The organism is Kribbella soli, from assembly GCF_004331345.1.
GTDB lineage: Bacteria > Actinomycetota > Actinomycetes > Propionibacteriales > Kribbellaceae > Kribbella > Kribbella soli.
This window is the reverse complement of record NZ_SJJZ01000003.1, coordinates 1615960-1628741: the sequence shown is the minus strand read 5'-3', so window position 1 is coordinate 1628741 and position 12782 is coordinate 1615960. Positions and strand designations below refer to the sequence as shown.

17 protein-coding genes are annotated in these 12782 nt (G+C 66.9%); 10 read left to right on the top strand and 7 right to left on the bottom strand.

The genetic code is table 11. From position 1 onward, the window contains the following. Positions 1 to 52: 52 nt before the first annotated feature. Positions 53 to 394 (top strand): carboxymuconolactone decarboxylase family protein, encoded by a 342-nt coding sequence (locus E0H45_RS30625; protein WP_131343618.1) that lies wholly within the window; start codon positions 53 to 55, stop codon positions 392 to 394. Positions 395 to 478: 84 nt separating this feature from the next. Here E0H45_RS30625 and E0H45_RS30620 read toward each other — a convergent pair whose 3' ends face one another. Continuing rightward, positions 479 to 952 carry a MarR family winged helix-turn-helix transcriptional regulator gene (locus E0H45_RS30620; RefSeq protein ID WP_202872577.1) on the bottom strand — a complete coding sequence of 158 codons (474 nt, stop codon included), beginning with the start codon at positions 950 to 952 and terminating at the stop codon, positions 479 to 481. A 68-nt stretch (positions 953 to 1020) separates the two neighbouring features. On the opposite strand from E0H45_RS30620, the gene E0H45_RS30615 reads away from it, so the two are divergent. From E0H45_RS30615 to E0H45_RS30605, 3 genes are all read left to right on the top strand, one after another. Next, positions 1021 to 1812, top strand: coding sequence for an SDR family NAD(P)-dependent oxidoreductase (locus tag E0H45_RS30615; protein ID WP_131343616.1), 792 nt, complete (start codon positions 1021 to 1023; stop codon positions 1810 to 1812). Positions 1813 to 1852: 40 nt separating this feature from the next. Continuing rightward, the gene (locus tag E0H45_RS30610) at positions 1853 to 2821 is read left to right on the top strand and encodes an amidohydrolase family protein (RefSeq protein ID WP_131343614.1); all 969 of its coding nucleotides are present in this window, start codon (positions 1853 to 1855) and stop codon (positions 2819 to 2821) included. 85 nt (positions 2822 to 2906) lie between these two features. Continuing rightward, on the top strand, positions 2907 to 3122 hold the full coding sequence (locus tag E0H45_RS30605) for a PNPOx family protein (RefSeq protein ID WP_131343612.1): 216 nt from the start codon (positions 2907 to 2909) through the stop codon (positions 3120 to 3122). Between the two features lie 22 nt (positions 3123 to 3144). On the opposite strand, the gene E0H45_RS30600 is transcribed toward E0H45_RS30605, so the two are convergent. Continuing rightward, a complete protein-coding gene (locus tag E0H45_RS30600) occupies positions 3145 to 3498 on the bottom strand; it encodes a winged helix-turn-helix transcriptional regulator (RefSeq protein ID WP_202872576.1) in 354 nt (117 codons plus the stop codon). 196 nt (positions 3499 to 3694) lie between these two features. Here E0H45_RS30600 and E0H45_RS30595 point away from each other — a divergent pair, with 196 nt between their 5' ends. The 5 genes from E0H45_RS30595 to E0H45_RS30575 all read left to right on the top strand — a co-directional run bounded on the left by E0H45_RS30595 (position 3695) and on the right by E0H45_RS30575 (position 8064). Next, complete coding sequence (locus tag E0H45_RS30595) at positions 3695 to 3988, top strand: DUF1330 domain-containing protein (RefSeq protein ID WP_131343610.1); 294 nt, start codon at positions 3695 to 3697, stop codon at positions 3986 to 3988. Positions 3989 to 4053: 65 nt separating this feature from the next. After that, the gene (pdxR, locus tag E0H45_RS30590) at positions 4054 to 5460 is read left to right on the top strand and encodes a MocR-like pyridoxine biosynthesis transcription factor PdxR (protein ID WP_131343608.1); all 1407 of its coding nucleotides are present in this window, start codon (positions 4054 to 4056) and stop codon (positions 5458 to 5460) included. Between the two features lie 96 nt (positions 5461 to 5556). Then, a complete protein-coding gene (locus E0H45_RS30585; RefSeq protein ID WP_131343605.1) occupies positions 5557 to 6051 on the top strand; it encodes a hypothetical protein in 495 nt (164 codons plus the stop codon). A 3-nt stretch (positions 6052 to 6054) separates the two neighbouring features. After that, positions 6055 to 7245: a methyltransferase gene (locus E0H45_RS30580; RefSeq protein ID WP_202872575.1), complete on the top strand. Its 1191-nt coding sequence runs from the start codon at positions 6055 to 6057 to the stop codon at positions 7243 to 7245. A gap of 411 nt (positions 7246 to 7656) precedes the next feature. Continuing rightward, positions 7657 to 8064 (top strand): hypothetical protein, encoded by a 408-nt coding sequence (locus E0H45_RS30575; RefSeq protein ID WP_165546643.1) that lies wholly within the window; start codon positions 7657 to 7659, stop codon positions 8062 to 8064. A 288-nt stretch (positions 8065 to 8352) separates the two neighbouring features. On the opposite strand, the gene E0H45_RS30570 is transcribed toward E0H45_RS30575, so the two are convergent. Further along, positions 8353 to 8814: a nitroreductase/quinone reductase family protein gene (locus E0H45_RS30570; protein ID WP_202872574.1), complete on the bottom strand. Its 462-nt coding sequence runs from the start codon at positions 8812 to 8814 to the stop codon at positions 8353 to 8355. Positions 8815 to 9185: 371 nt separating this feature from the next. Further along, positions 9186 to 9401, bottom strand: a complete 216-nt coding sequence (locus E0H45_RS30565) for a hypothetical protein (protein WP_131343601.1) — start codon at positions 9399 to 9401, stop codon at positions 9186 to 9188. A gap of 342 nt (positions 9402 to 9743) precedes the next feature. Between E0H45_RS30565 and E0H45_RS30560 the strand changes: the two genes are divergently transcribed. Further along, complete coding sequence (locus E0H45_RS30560; protein WP_131343600.1) at positions 9744 to 10403, top strand: SGNH/GDSL hydrolase family protein; 660 nt, start codon at positions 9744 to 9746, stop codon at positions 10401 to 10403. Positions 10404 to 10406: 3 nt separating this feature from the next. On the opposite strand, the gene E0H45_RS30555 is transcribed toward E0H45_RS30560, so the two are convergent. Genes E0H45_RS30555 through E0H45_RS30545 form a run of 3 tightly spaced genes read right to left on the bottom strand, consistent with a single transcriptional unit; the run spans position 10407 to position 12697 of the window. Further along, entirely contained in the window at positions 10407 to 11627 is a 1221-nt protein-coding gene (locus E0H45_RS30555; RefSeq protein ID WP_202872573.1) for an MFS transporter, read from the bottom strand. A 60-nt stretch (positions 11628 to 11687) separates the two neighbouring features. Then, the gene (locus E0H45_RS30550) at positions 11688 to 12404 is read right to left on the bottom strand and encodes a DUF4386 domain-containing protein (RefSeq protein ID WP_131343598.1); all 717 of its coding nucleotides are present in this window, start codon (positions 12402 to 12404) and stop codon (positions 11688 to 11690) included. Further along, positions 12401 to 12697, bottom strand: a complete 297-nt coding sequence (locus tag E0H45_RS30545; RefSeq protein WP_131343596.1) for a hypothetical protein — start codon at positions 12695 to 12697, stop codon at positions 12401 to 12403. Before E0H45_RS30545 ends, E0H45_RS30550 begins: the two co-directional genes overlap by 4 nt. Positions 12698 to 12782 lie beyond the last annotated feature (85 nt).

Below are 12782 nucleotides of genomic sequence, written 5' to 3'. Positions count from 1 at the left end.
CCGGAAGGAACCGACACCATGACGTCCTGGACCGACGACGAGGAGATGCAGCATGTCCGACACCAACGCCGGTCAGGAACCGTCTGGCGCGCAGAAGATGTTCGGTGAGTTCGCCCCGGGGCTCGTCCGCTTTACCGACGATGTGCTCTTCGGTGAGGTCTGGGAGCGCAGCGAGCTAGGCGCCAAGGAGCGCAGTCTCATCACGGTCGCCGCGCTGACCGCAGGCGGCAACACCGAGCAGCTCGTCTTCCACCTCGACTACGCCAAACGGAACGGCGCCACCGAGAGCGAGCTCATCGAGGCCATCACCCATCTGGCCTTCTATTGCGGCTGGCCCAAGGCCATGTCGGCGATGAGCGTGGCCAAGCAGGTCTTCGCCGCCGCAGACAAGTAGTCACAGGCAACAGGAGACATTCCCCTGCGAGGAACCCTCATCCACGCCACAGAGGTCCCTCACCTGCTTGCTCGAAGTTGCTCGTCAGGATGGTTCCGGGGGAGTCCACTCAGGGAGCGCTTGGATGACCTGGCCGAGGAGCTTGCGGAGTTGGCCGTACCGCTGGGGGCCGAGGGACTCGCGGACGTGTCTTTCCAGGTCGCTGATGATGCGTTCGGCCTTCTCGAGTTCCGCGTGGCCGTTCTCGGTGAGGTGAAGCTCCTGCACGCTGCGGTGCCGGGGATGCAATCGCCGTTCGATCAGCCCTCGCTCAATCAGCTTGGCCGTCAGGAGAGCTACCGCCTGCGGCGTGATGCCGACCAGGCGGGCGAGTTCGGCTCCGGTGATGCCAGGCGTGGTCCGCAGGGTCATCAGCACGGCGTAGTTCGAGCCGGACATGCCTACTGCGCGCAACGGCGGCTCCTTCACCGCCTGCATGGCCAGATCCGCCCTCCGCAACGCCCAGGTCACACGATCCAGCGTGTCAGGGTCATCGGTCGTCGAGCGGGACGTGTTCATGGACTCACTCTATTGCACCTGCGAAGCATCAAGTACTTGATAGATATCAAGTGCTATAGTCCATTGCCATGACACCTCGACCCAAGGCCTTGGTCACCGGCGCCAGCGGCGGAATCGGTGCCGCGTTGGCGCTGGCCTTCGCGGAGCGCGGCTACGACCTGGTACTGCTCGCGCGGCGGAGTGATCGCCTCGAAGAGGTTGCTGCCGGCACCGCTAGGTTCGGTGCCTCGGTGGAGACCCTCGTCGCCGATCTGTCCACTCCCGGCGGGCTGGCCGGCGCGGCCGAGCGGGCCGCGGCAGGCGACATGGATCTGCTGATTTCGAACGCCGGCGCTGCGGGCTATGCCCCGCTGCGCGATGTGTCCGCCGCCGAGGTCGATGCGCTGTGGCGGCTCAACTCGACTGCCCCGGTCACCCTCGCGCACGCCGTACTGCCGTCGCTGTTGGCCAAGGGCGGCGGCTCCATCGTGACGATCGCCTCGTTGCTGGCGTTCAGTTCGGGCGTGACCGCAGCCGCGCTGCCGGCCCGTACCCTCTATGTCGCAGCGAAGTCGGCGACGGTCGCGTTCACCCGCACGCTGGCGACCGAACTGGTCGGCACTGGAGTCCAGGCCACGGTGGTCTGCCCGGGGCAGGTTGCGACCGAGTGGTCTGGCGGCGCCAACCGCAACCGCCCGGACGCGATGTCCGCCGAGGACGTCGCCACTGCGACCGCAGTCGCGGTGGCCCGAGGCGAAGCCGTGTGTGTGCCGGGGTTGTCCGGACCCGAGGCGCTGGACCGACTACAGCAGGCTGAGCGCGCTCTCCTCACACAAGGAAGCCAATCCTCACTGGCCCACCGGTATGCCAAGTCGCTATGACCGCGCCCCCGTCCGTCATGACCGATATGCCGCAGGCGCCATGACGTCATCTGAGTCCCAATTCATCGACGTCCACGCGCATTTCGTCACGGAGTCGTACGTCCGCCAGGCGACCGCCGCCGGCCATGTCCATCCCGACGGAATGGACCGGTGGCCGGTCTGGTCGCCTGAGGCACACCTGGAGTTGATGGACCGCAACGCCATCCAGGCCGCTCTGCTGTCGATGTCCTCCCCGGGCGTGCACTTCGGAGATGACGACAGCGCCCGCAGGCTGGCCAGGGAAGTCAACGAGGACGCCGCTGGTCTGGTCGCCGATCATCCGGACCGGTTCGGGTTCTTCGCGTCTGTCTCGCTGCCCGATGTTGGGAGCGCCCTCGAAGAGATCGCCTACAGCTTCGATGATCTCAGCGCGGATGGCGTCGTACTGATGACCAATGCTCGCGGCAAGTACCTGGGGGACGGCAGCTTCGAGCCGGTCTTCGCGGAGCTGGACCGACGCCGGGCCGTCGCCTTCCTGCATCCCACCTCACCGGTGGGCTGGGAACAGTCGGCGCTCGGGCGGCCACGCCCAATGGTCGAGTACATCTTCGACACCGCGCGGACCGTGACGGATCTGCTCATGTCGGGAGTGCTCGAGCGATATCCGAACCTGACAGTGATCGTCCCGCACTGCGGTGGCGCGTTGCCGGTCCTGGCCGACCGCATCAACGAGTTCATGACGCAGTTCCTGGGCTCACCACAGCCGGACGCGCCCGACGCCGTGGAGCAACTGCGTCGCCTGTACTACGACATCGCCGGCCCAGCCTTCCCGCGCCAGCTTCCGGCGCTCCTCGAACTCGCCCTCCCGGACCGCCTGCTGTTCGGCAGCGATTACTGCTGGACTCCAGCCCCGGTTACCGACACACACATCGCGACCGTCGACGCCACCAGGCCGCCGGTCGAGGGAGCCACCTGGCGGTCGCTGACGACTGCCAACGCGCGGCGCCTGTTTCCCCGACTCGCCGGCTGAACGGAAACACGAGCGCGTCCACCATCGTGCAGATTGCGCTGACCGGCGTTGCTGCACTGAAATCCCACCCCTGGAAAGGCACCTCATGTCCATCACCGAGGCCGAACTCGAGTACCTGTCCACACAACGGCTAGGGCGCCTCGCCGAGCCCACCGACTCCGCCTGGGCACACGACCTCGCACAGACAGGGTTCGATGGCGCCATCATCCGCATTCACCCGAAACGGATCATCAGCTTCGGTATCGACGAGGCCGGAACCGATGTCTACGAGTACAAGGTCAGCAAGCGAACCATCGGCTGACCGGCGGTCAACGGCTCGACCTTCATGCGTCCGCAGGATTCTGATCGTTCTGTTCTTGCGCCTGCGCCCAGGTGATCGCCCATTCGTCGAGCGGTCGGAGGGCGTGACTGAGTGCTGCCCCCAGGCGAGTGAGCTCGTAGCCTTCGGCTGAGGGGGCGATGATCCCGCTTGCCGTGAGTTCGCGAAGTCGCTGGTAGAGGACGCTGGATGACATTCCTTCGCAATGTGCCAGCATCGCGCGGGCGCCGAGTGGACCCGCACGCAGCTCCCAGAGAATGCGCAGCGCCCACCGACGACCGAAAAGGTCCATCGCGGCCATGATCGGACGGCCGGTCGTCGATCCACGAACCGGTGTTCCTGGGCGCGGCGTCGGCATGACCCTCCTTGTGTTTCGTTATTCGAAACACTAGCATCTCTGAGGTTGTTTCGAATTTCAAAACAACCTCAACGGGAGCGCCGATGTCGCGAAACAGCCCTGCCGGAACCGCCGTACGCCGACCAGGCCGGCGCGCTGCTCGGGCGCCATGGCGATCACGACGCTCAGATGCACTCATCCCAACACTGGAGGTTCCATGCCCAAGGGCTACTGGGTCAGCGTTTACCGCACCATTTCAGACCCTGAGAAGCTGGCGGCTTACAACAAGCTGGCCGGTCTGGCCGTCCGTCCTGCGGGCGGGCGGACCATCGTCCGTGGCGGTCGGGTCGTCGCCCACGACGCCGGAATCGCCGAGCGCACCGTCGTGGTCGAGTTCGACAGCTTCGAGCAGGCCGTCGCGGCGCGCGAGAGTGCGGCCTACCAGGAGGCCCTGGTCGCCCTCGCCGACGGCGTCGAGCGCGACTTCCGCATCGTCGAAGGCATCGACTGACCTCGGCTCGCCCGCGCTGCAGAGGACGCTTCACCCTGAGGCGGTCCGTTGGCGAGAATGCCGGAATGGATCTCCATCTGCACCTGGGCGAGGAGGGCGGGCTGGTTGAGCAGATCTACGCACAGCTGTACGAGCGAATCAGCACCGACGCCTTGCCCGCAGGAACCGTGCTGCCGTCCTCTCGTGAGCTCGCCGCCCGGTTGTCGGTGTCGCGGGCGACGGTGGTCGCGGCGTACGAGCGGCTCGCCGCGTACGGGCTGATCCGCTCGCGCGCCGGAATCGGAACGATCGTCACCGAGCGACGCAGCCATGCGCCGGTCGCACCTGCCGCGTCCCCGCTCCGGCCGCGGCCGATCTGGGCCGCCGAGCAGCTCGCAGTTCCGGATCTCGCCGGATCGGAACCCGAATTCGACTTCGCGCCCGGCATCCCCGGGCGCACCCAGTTCCCGTTCGCACGATGGCGAGCGCTACTCAATGACCAGCTGCGCATGCGTACCGAGGTCAACTACGCCGACCCGGCGGGCTCGGCCCGGCTGCGTGACGTGCTCGCGCGACATCTGGTGGTGAGTCGTGGTGTCCGGACCGCGCCTGAGCAGCTCGTGATTACGACTGGTGCGCAGCAGGCGTTCGACATCGCCGCGCGCGTTCTGCTCGAACCGGGCGACACGGTGGCAGTCGAGGATCCCGGTTACCTGCCGGCCTACCGAGGATTCCTCGCGCACGGAGCCCGCGTCGTCGGGGTGCCCGTCGACAGCGAGGGTCTGGTTGTCGACCAACTCCCGGCTGAGGCGCGGATGGTCTACGTGACGCCGTCGCACCAGTTTCCGCTCGGCATGCCGATGTCCGAGTCGCGCCGTACCGCGCTACTCGCGTGGGCCGCCCGGCAGGACGCGGCGATCGTCGAGGACGACTACGACTCGGAGTTCCGCTTCACCGGACGTCCGCTCACGCCGCTGCAGGCGATCGACAGTGAGGGCCGCGTCCTGTACGTCGGGTCGTTCTCCAAGACGCTGCTGCCGGCTCTGCGGGTCGGGTTTCTCGGCGTTCCGGCGACGTTGGGTGAAGCCGCGCGCCGCGCGAAGCTCGTCGCCGACTACGGCACCGCCGGCCACCTGCAGGCCGCGCTCGCAGCCTTCATCGAGGAGGGCGGCCTGGCTCGCCACATCCGGCGGATGCGGCGAGCGTACGAGCGTCGGCATCACTTGCTGATCGGCACTCTGCGCGAGCAGTTCGCCGGCATCCTCGAGCCGATCGAGTCCATCGGCGGGACGCATATGGCCGCGCTGCTCACGCCCGGACAACCAGATGACACGGTCCTTGCCGCGCGCGCTCTCGCGGCGGGCGTGAGTGTTGGCACGATCTCGCGCTGGGGGATCGACCGCTCCGGCCCGAACGGCTTCATCTTCGGGTACGGCGCCATCGCGTCCGACCGGATCCCGGACGGACTCGCCGCGCTGCGACGCGTTATCTGATCGAGACTGGACTGGCGCAGAACACCTCGAATCGGCCGTACCACCGGCTCGGCGCCGTTCCTAAGCTGCCGCGGACACCCATTAACAGGAGGCCCGATGAGATCCCTGCGCATCGCCGCGTTCGCGATCGCCTGTGCCTGCGCCGTCGTCAGCACATCCCTGGCCAACGCGTCACCCCGCTGCCGGCAGATCGACGCGACGATCTACGACAAGGTCGTCACGGAGGGCTGCCCGCCCCCGGCCCAAGCCTGCGTCATCGGCACCGTCCGCGGTGAACACGGCTTCGACGCGAAGACCGTGTTCGTTCTCGGCTCCCGTGCCGATCCACCGTCGACATCACCCGGCTATCGCGCAGTCAGCGGCACGATCACGTACGCCTTCAAGGACGGGGCGACGCTCACGGCCCTCGAGACCAGCATCGGCAACATCGACACCGCCACCGGCCTCGGCCACGCCGGCGGCACCCAGGAGTTCACCGGCGGCACCGGCCGCTACGAAGGCGCAACCGGCTTCACCTACCTCAACCAACACTTCGAGACCGACCACTTCGTCACCCGAATCCAAGGCGAAGCCTGCCGCGCAAAGAGCTAGCCGATGGCAGCCGACCGCGGGACGGCCGCACGGCACGCGCAGCTGGTCGCGTCGCCGCATTACGTGCACTGCGACTACAGCGGGGTGACAGGTCCGGCGCGTTTGTCCAGACACCAGACCTCCGCGGAGCCCCTGCTGCTCGCTGACTCAGAAACGGAGAAATCTATGGCGCAGACCCAACTTGACCCCTCTCACGTAATGCAGGTGGGCATGGGGTTCTGGCCGTCGAAGACGCTCCTCTCGGCGGTTGAGCTCGAACTCTTCACAGAGCTCAGCGACGACGCGATGACCGCCGAGGCGATCCGCGTGGCGCTTGGACTTCATTCGCGCGGGATTCACGACTTCCTCGACGCGCTCGTCGCGCTCGGGTTCCTCGAACGCGACGGGGAAGGAAGCGAAGGCCGCTACTGCAACACCGCGGAAACCGCGGCCTTCCTCGACAAGCGAAGCTCCACGTACATCGGCGGCATCCTCGAGATGTCAAATGCACGGCTCTACGGCTTCTGGGGCGACCTGACAGAGGCGCTCAAGACGGGCAAGCCGCAGAACGAGGTGAAGCACACTGGCAAGCCGGTGTTCGAGGAGCTCTACAGGGACGAGGCGCGACTCGAGCAGTTCATGGACGGGATGACGGGCATATCGCTCGGCAACTTCCACGCGCTCGCCGAGACGTTCGACTTTTCACGCTATGAGACCGTCTGCGACGTAGGCGGCGCAACCGGACAGCTGTGCGCCGTGCTCGCCAGTCACCATCCACACCTGCGCTTGACGTCTTTCGACCTTCCGGTCGTAGCGCCGATCGCCGAGCGGGCGGTCGCTGCAGCCGGCCTGGACGACCGCATCAGCATCGCCTCCGGTGACTTCTTTGCCGACCCGCTTCCGAAAGCGGACGTGATAACGATGGGCCTGATCCTCCACGACTGGAACCTCGAGCGGAAACTGCAGCTGATCCGGGCGGCCTACGAGGCGCTCCCCGACGGCGGCGCCTACATAGTCATAGAGAACCTGATCGACAACGCCCGGCGCGAGAACGCATTCGGACTGATGATGTCACTCAACATGCTGATCGAGTTCGGTGACGCGTTCGACTTCACCGGCGCCGATTTCGCCGGGTGGTGCCGCCAGGCAGGCTTCCGCGACGTCGAGGTTCTGCCCCTCACCGGTCCCGCGAGCGCAGCGGTCGCCTACAAGTAGTGCGATTCTCTCGGCCGGGTTCAAGAGGCGTCCGCTGCTGATGACTCTCTTGTCATGGGGTAGCAGCAGCCATGGGGGAGCAGGAACGGTGGAACTGGTCTGATCGTCAGTAGATGCGTTGGCTTGACGCGGCAGCGGTTCTGCAGGGTCAGTCGTTCAGGAACGTCGTGCTGATCAAGTTGCAGATGCCTGATGCAGTATGGGTCGACGGCCGGCCCGGGTGGCAACGCCACGGACGTCGCTGCTGCTTTCGTGGGGCTGGCTGAGTTGGGTGAGGCACTCGGAAATGCCGCTCAGCGCCGAGAGGCGGCTGCGGGCGTAGTCTCAGAGGGCAGTGTGCGAGTGGCAGTGACCGTGAGCAGCGAGTTCGTGGCCTGCAGGCAGCGCGCATTGCCGATGAGAGGGAAGCCGATGGACGAGCTACCCACACCTTCAGCGCGGCCAGATGATTCAAGTAGCGCCGATGGGCGCGAGCACGACGCTGACTTGAGAGACGCGGCGTTGGACACGCGCGAGAAAGCCGTCGAGGCCCGGGAGTCTGCGCAGGTGGGCCGCGACCAGGAGAATCAAGCCATCATTGCGGCCGCCGACGAGCGCGATAGGGCGGCTGACGGCCGCGACGCGGTCGCCGATGAGCGCGACAGGGCTGCCAGCCTCGATTCATTCCTTCGTGACGCGAACTACAGCCCTGGACACAAGGCACGGATGTCGGCGGGTTTGGACCGGATGGATTCGAAGGACGACCGACTCTCGGCCGCCGATGACCGCAGCAATCTGACCCGAGATGACGTGGTGAGGCCAGAGCCCGAGGATGACTAGCCTCATTGGCCGGACACGTGAGCCGGTCGGGGATCGCCCGCCCCCGGCAGCATCTCCACCAAGAGACGGCCGTGCTTGCTGATGCGTCCACCGCGCAGGACGTCGTCAACCTCGTACTCGTCGCGCCCCTAACGGCCGTGCTTGGGGTGTTGGCGTCGCGCGGATCCTTGCGGGCCTACCTGTGGTGGCTTGGTTTTGTGGCGTACACCGTCTACAACTCTGCGATTTAGGCGGAGGGGCCCCGATCCCTCGGGGGACGTGACACTCAGGAGGGACCATCCGCCGTACTCACCGTTCGTTCGGCTCCGCGTCCAGGCCTCCGGCAGGTTCGAGGACGACGACGGGGATCTGACGGTCGGTGCGTTGCTGGTAGCGCCCGTACCCTCTGTGGATCTGGACGATCCTTTCCCACAGCGCCACTCGTTCGGGGCCGGTCGCGGTGCGCGCGATCAGGGTGCGTGTCGTCCCGCGCAGCGTGACCTGGACCTCGGGATCGGCGCGCAGGTTGTGGTACCACGCGGGATGCCGGTCGTCGCCGCCGAATGACGCCACCAGCACGACGCGGTCGTCCTCGGCAATCGGCGCCGTCAGGACCGTGGTCCGTCGCTGCCCCGTCTTCCGGCCGATGGTCACGAGCCCAACCACCGACATACCCGCGGCCCGGCCGAACACCCGGCCCTTCGACCGGAAGAGCACGGCCCCGTGCAGCTTGGTAAAGGCTCTGTAGAGGGCGTCCTTGGCTCGCATCATGATCACATCAGTATGGCGGCGTCCGGATGCCGGCTGTCGCCGCGTGTTGGTCAGCGGCCCAGGAGTTTGTCGAGCCAGCTGCCGCCTTGGCGTTCAGCCTTCGGGTGGCCAGGGCACCACAGGTCGGCGGGGACTGTCGCCTTGACTTGTGCGACGTGCTGCCCGCAGCCGGCCCAGGTGGTCTTGGAACAGGTCTTGCAGGTGACCGGTCGGCACATGGTGGTTTCTCCTTGTCGCGCTCGAGTGTACGACGTCAGGCTTGCGGGTAGCGCGGCTGATGAGCCACCTCACGAGCAGCCGCGGGAGTGCTGTCCACATAGCGTCCCGCGACAGCGAACTTGCCGTGCCTCGTCGTGCTCCAGAGACGAACATCACCGGTCGGTGGTGTCACCAGTCGGCTTCTCGTCGCCCGATTGGCCAGCAACTTCGGTCTCATCGGCGGAGGCCTCGGTGCGCCGGCGTTCCTTGTACAGCTCCACGCCCAGGTGCCGCAGGATGGCTTGCTCGGGTGACGAACCGATGGTCCTCCGGCGGGCCACGGTGCGCCGTGCGTCGCTCTGGATGCGGCTGTTCTCGATGTCGCTCATGGCCGGCTCCTTCCTCGCATTCTCAGCACACACCTGTCGCGAACAGTTCGGCAGGGCAGAAGTGCCCGCGGTGGGCGGACCGGACGACCCTGGTGACGAGCTTGCTGTCCTCCGACGATGGCGACGAGGACAGCGAACGAGGTCTGGAATTTTCCTGGTTTTCGGCCAGGTGAGTAGATCGGCGACCTGCTTGCGCGACATGCCGGCCGCGTGGCGCCTGCCTGATCGTCAGCATCTACCCGTTGCTCCACCGGGGCCGCGGCAAGTCCTCGACGCCCGAGCACCCGCAGAGGCAAGATGAACGAATCAACCGCCCCAACTGCCTCACCCCGCGGAGGCGACATGAACGAATCGACCGACCCGTACTGCCTTGCCCCCGGTGAGAGCGAGGCACTGCTCGGCGGCCATCCCTGGCGGCGCTTCGTCGTCCTCGGCGACAGCGTCGTCGAGGGTCTGTGTGAACCGGTCGACGGCTACAGCGACCTGCAGTGGACCGACCGCATCGCCGCCGAACTGCGCGCCGTACGCCCGGAACTCGCCTACCTCAACCTCGGCGTCAGCGGCCTGCGCAGCCGCGAGATCCTGGCCACCCAACTCGACCCGGCGCTGGCCTTCGGCCCCGATCTCGCCCTGGTCGTCGGCGGCGGCAACGACGCCTTCCCGGCAACCTACGACCCCGACCGGGTCGACCGCGCCCTGACCCTGATGATCACCGCGTTGCAGGACGCCGGCGCCGACGTGATGACGCTGGGCATGTTCGACATCTCCTACAGTTCGGCCGTCGCCGACTGGCTCAGACCAGGCCTCAGGGAACGAATGCAAACCCTGTCGACCCGGACCGCCGCCCTCGCCGACAAACTCGGCACCATCCACATCAACCTCACCGTCCACCCGCTGTCCACCGACCCCGGCCTCTACAGCTCCGACGGCCGCCACGGCAACGCCCGCAGCGACGCCATCGCCACCGCCGAGACGGTGCGGGCGCTCGGACAGCGGCTCTGAGGATCATCGGACGCGCTTGACCGGCAGGATGGCGGCGGCTCCGACGATGGCGCTGATCCCCGCGACGGTGTAGAGCACGGCGTAGCTGCCGCCGCCGATCGCCAGGATGGCCGGTGCGATCGCGGGCGCGACGAAGAACGGGAGCGCGCTGGCGATGTTGAACACGCCGAGATCCTTCGCAGCCGTGGCCCTGTCCGGCAGTACGTCGGCCACGAGCGCGAGGTCGACCGCCACGTAGAGGCCGAAGCCGAGTCCGCTGATGGCCATGCCGACGAGAAAGCCGTTGAAGTCGTCGGCGAGGGCGATCACGAACAGTGCCACGCCGTACACGATCGACGCGGTGACGACGAGGATCTTTCGTCGCCCGGTCCGGTCGGAGACCCGGCCACCGATGAGGGACGCGGCAACGAGGACGACGGACTGGACGAGGGTGCCGAGGAAGACCTGGTGCGGTACGTCGTCCTCGCTGCTGCCGAGCTGGTCGAGCAGGTAGTAGGCCTGGTAGGTGGTCAGGAGGGCGTAGGCCAGCAGAAGCATGAACCGGCTGGCGAAAGCCCAGGCGAAGTCCGGGCTCTTGCGGGGGTTGACGTAGAAGGTGCCGGCCAGTTGCCGCAATGACCAGGTTGGCTTGTCCGCGGGGTCGAGCCGGCGATCGTTCAGCGTGCTCACGAACAGCAGGACGAAGAACCCGCCGATCGCGCACGGGACCAGGAACATGGCCAGTCGGTTGCCGGTGAACAGTTGGACCAGGAAGGTGGCGCTCACCGACGCGATCGGCAGACCGATGCCCAGAACACCAGCGACCGAACCGCGTTGGGTGACGGGGATCTGGTCCGGCAGCACCGCCACCAGAGCGGCGAGCAGGGCGTTGAGGGACAGCTGGGCGAGGCACCATCCGATCAGGACGACCAGGACGTTGGGTGCCAGCGCGACGATGAGGATGCCCAGTGACCCGCCGACCAGGCCGGCGACCATCCAAGGCCGCCGCATACCCAATCGCGACGACGTACGGTCGCTCAGCTTGCCGAAGAACGGGTTTCCGACCATCGCCACGATGGAGCCGATCCCGGCGACGAGCGCGAGGCTGTTCGGTGCCTGCTCGATGCCCACCAGCGAGTTGACCTTCAAGGCCAGGGAGACCAGCAGTGGTGCGAGGAATATCAGCGAGGTCCCCATGGAAGCCAACGCGTACAGCGAGATGAAGCCCCAGCCAACGCGATTCACAGGCCCTCCGCACGGCAGTCGAGAACTGGCGTTTGGAGGGCCTGCTCCTCACGATAGCGGTCAGTCGACCTTGACGATGCCGGCGGTGACCGGCGAGGGCCTGAATCCCTTGACGAGCATCCAGGTGCCGACCGACAGCTCCCAGAAGGCGACCGGGACCGTCGCGAGCATCGTGATGGCGGAATCCTGCTCGTTGTGGCCGAACAGGGTCGCGACGTTGGCGGCGACGAGCAGCGGAGCCCCGATGAGGCCGACGGTGGGGATGATCCGCGGAACGAGACGCGACTGGTACATCAGCGTGCCGAGCAGGACCGCATTGATGGAGGCCATGAAGCCCGGACCGAACAGGAACGTCCACTCGCGGACGGCGACCAGGGCCTGGGTGCTGTCGACCGAGCCGGCACCGTGCTGGTCGAGGGTGACGACGGCGAGGAGGCTGACGACGCCGGTCATGATGATCGCCGCCTCGACGAGCCGGGAGGTGACGATGCCGAGGGCGAGAGCCTGGTTCTGGCGCTTGAGGATCGGGAACAGGGCCACGGCGCTGCCGACACCGGTGAGGGCGGTGACGAAGTCCAGGAGGCCGGCCCCCAGGAGTTCGGTGTCGTGCCCGGCAGCGATGGTGAGGTCGGGGTTCACCGCCGACCCGATGAAGAAGAAGGCCGGTAGGGACGCCGCGAAGGTGAGCAGGTAGAAGAAGCCCGCGGCGCGGGCGTGATTGCGGGTGGGGTCGCCGGAGGCGCGGGTGGCTGTCGTCGGTCGAGCTGTGGTGGTCATGGCTTGTCTCCAGTGTTCGAGGTGCGCGGATCTTCGGTGTTGGGATGCGACGCGGGGTCGGGCTCCACCTGGGCGACCGAGATGAGAGGGAGGCCGAGGTCGCGGAGGCCTTGCAGCAGCCCGTGCAGGGCGGCCTGGTCCACGACGGGGCCTCGGATGGTGGTGGTGCCGTCGGCTCCGGCGGTGAGGGTGAGCCCGTCGAACCACACCGACCACCGCGAGTCGAGACGCCCCTGGAGGCGGATCTCGTACCAGCTGCGGTCCTGCGGCCGGCCGGTGGCTGTGTTGCTCACGGGGTGCTCCTCTTGTCGATCCCGGCTGCCCGCCCTGTGGTGCGGGCCTTCCGGGTATCTGCAAGCTAGGAGCCGATGTGATGAA

What these genes read in the sequence shown, in the direction of transcription:
- E0H45_RS30565 (WP_131343601.1), bottom strand. Translation starts at nt 9,401, where the DNA reads ATGAGCGACATCGAGAACAGCCGCATCCAGAGCGACGCACGGCGCACC.
- E0H45_RS30615 (WP_131343616.1), top strand. Translation starts at nt 1,021, where the DNA reads ATGACACCTCGACCCAAGGCCTTGGTCACCGGCGCCAGCGGCGGAATC.
- E0H45_RS30600 (WP_202872576.1), bottom strand. Translation starts at nt 3,498, where the DNA reads ATGCCGACGCCGCGCCCAGGAACACCGGTTCGTGGATCGACGACCGGC.
- E0H45_RS30610 (WP_131343614.1), top strand. Translation starts at nt 1,853, where the DNA reads ATGACGTCATCTGAGTCCCAATTCATCGACGTCCACGCGCATTTCGTC.
- E0H45_RS30620 (WP_202872577.1), bottom strand. Translation starts at nt 952, where the DNA reads ATGAACACGTCCCGCTCGACGACCGATGACCCTGACACGCTGGATCGT.
- pdxR (WP_131343608.1), top strand. Translation starts at nt 4,054, where the DNA reads ATGGATCTCCATCTGCACCTGGGCGAGGAGGGCGGGCTGGTTGAGCAG.
- E0H45_RS30550 (WP_131343598.1), bottom strand. Translation starts at nt 12,404, where the DNA reads ATGACCACCACAGCTCGACCGACGACAGCCACCCGCGCCTCCGGCGAC.
- E0H45_RS30605 (WP_131343612.1), top strand. Translation starts at nt 2,907, where the DNA reads ATGTCCATCACCGAGGCCGAACTCGAGTACCTGTCCACACAACGGCTA.
- E0H45_RS30575 (WP_165546643.1), top strand. Translation starts at nt 7,657, where the DNA reads ATGGACGAGCTACCCACACCTTCAGCGCGGCCAGATGATTCAAGTAGC.
- E0H45_RS30625 (WP_131343618.1), top strand. Translation starts at nt 53, where the DNA reads ATGTCCGACACCAACGCCGGTCAGGAACCGTCTGGCGCGCAGAAGATG.
- E0H45_RS30585 (WP_131343605.1), top strand. Translation starts at nt 5,557, where the DNA reads ATGAGATCCCTGCGCATCGCCGCGTTCGCGATCGCCTGTGCCTGCGCC.
- E0H45_RS30570 (WP_202872574.1), bottom strand. Translation starts at nt 8,814, where the DNA reads ATGATGCGAGCCAAGGACGCCCTCTACAGAGCCTTTACCAAGCTGCAC.
- E0H45_RS30595 (WP_131343610.1), top strand. Translation starts at nt 3,695, where the DNA reads ATGCCCAAGGGCTACTGGGTCAGCGTTTACCGCACCATTTCAGACCCT.
- E0H45_RS30580 (WP_202872575.1), top strand. Translation starts at nt 6,055, where the DNA reads ATGGCAGCCGACCGCGGGACGGCCGCACGGCACGCGCAGCTGGTCGCG.
- E0H45_RS30560 (WP_131343600.1), top strand. Translation starts at nt 9,744, where the DNA reads ATGAACGAATCGACCGACCCGTACTGCCTTGCCCCCGGTGAGAGCGAG.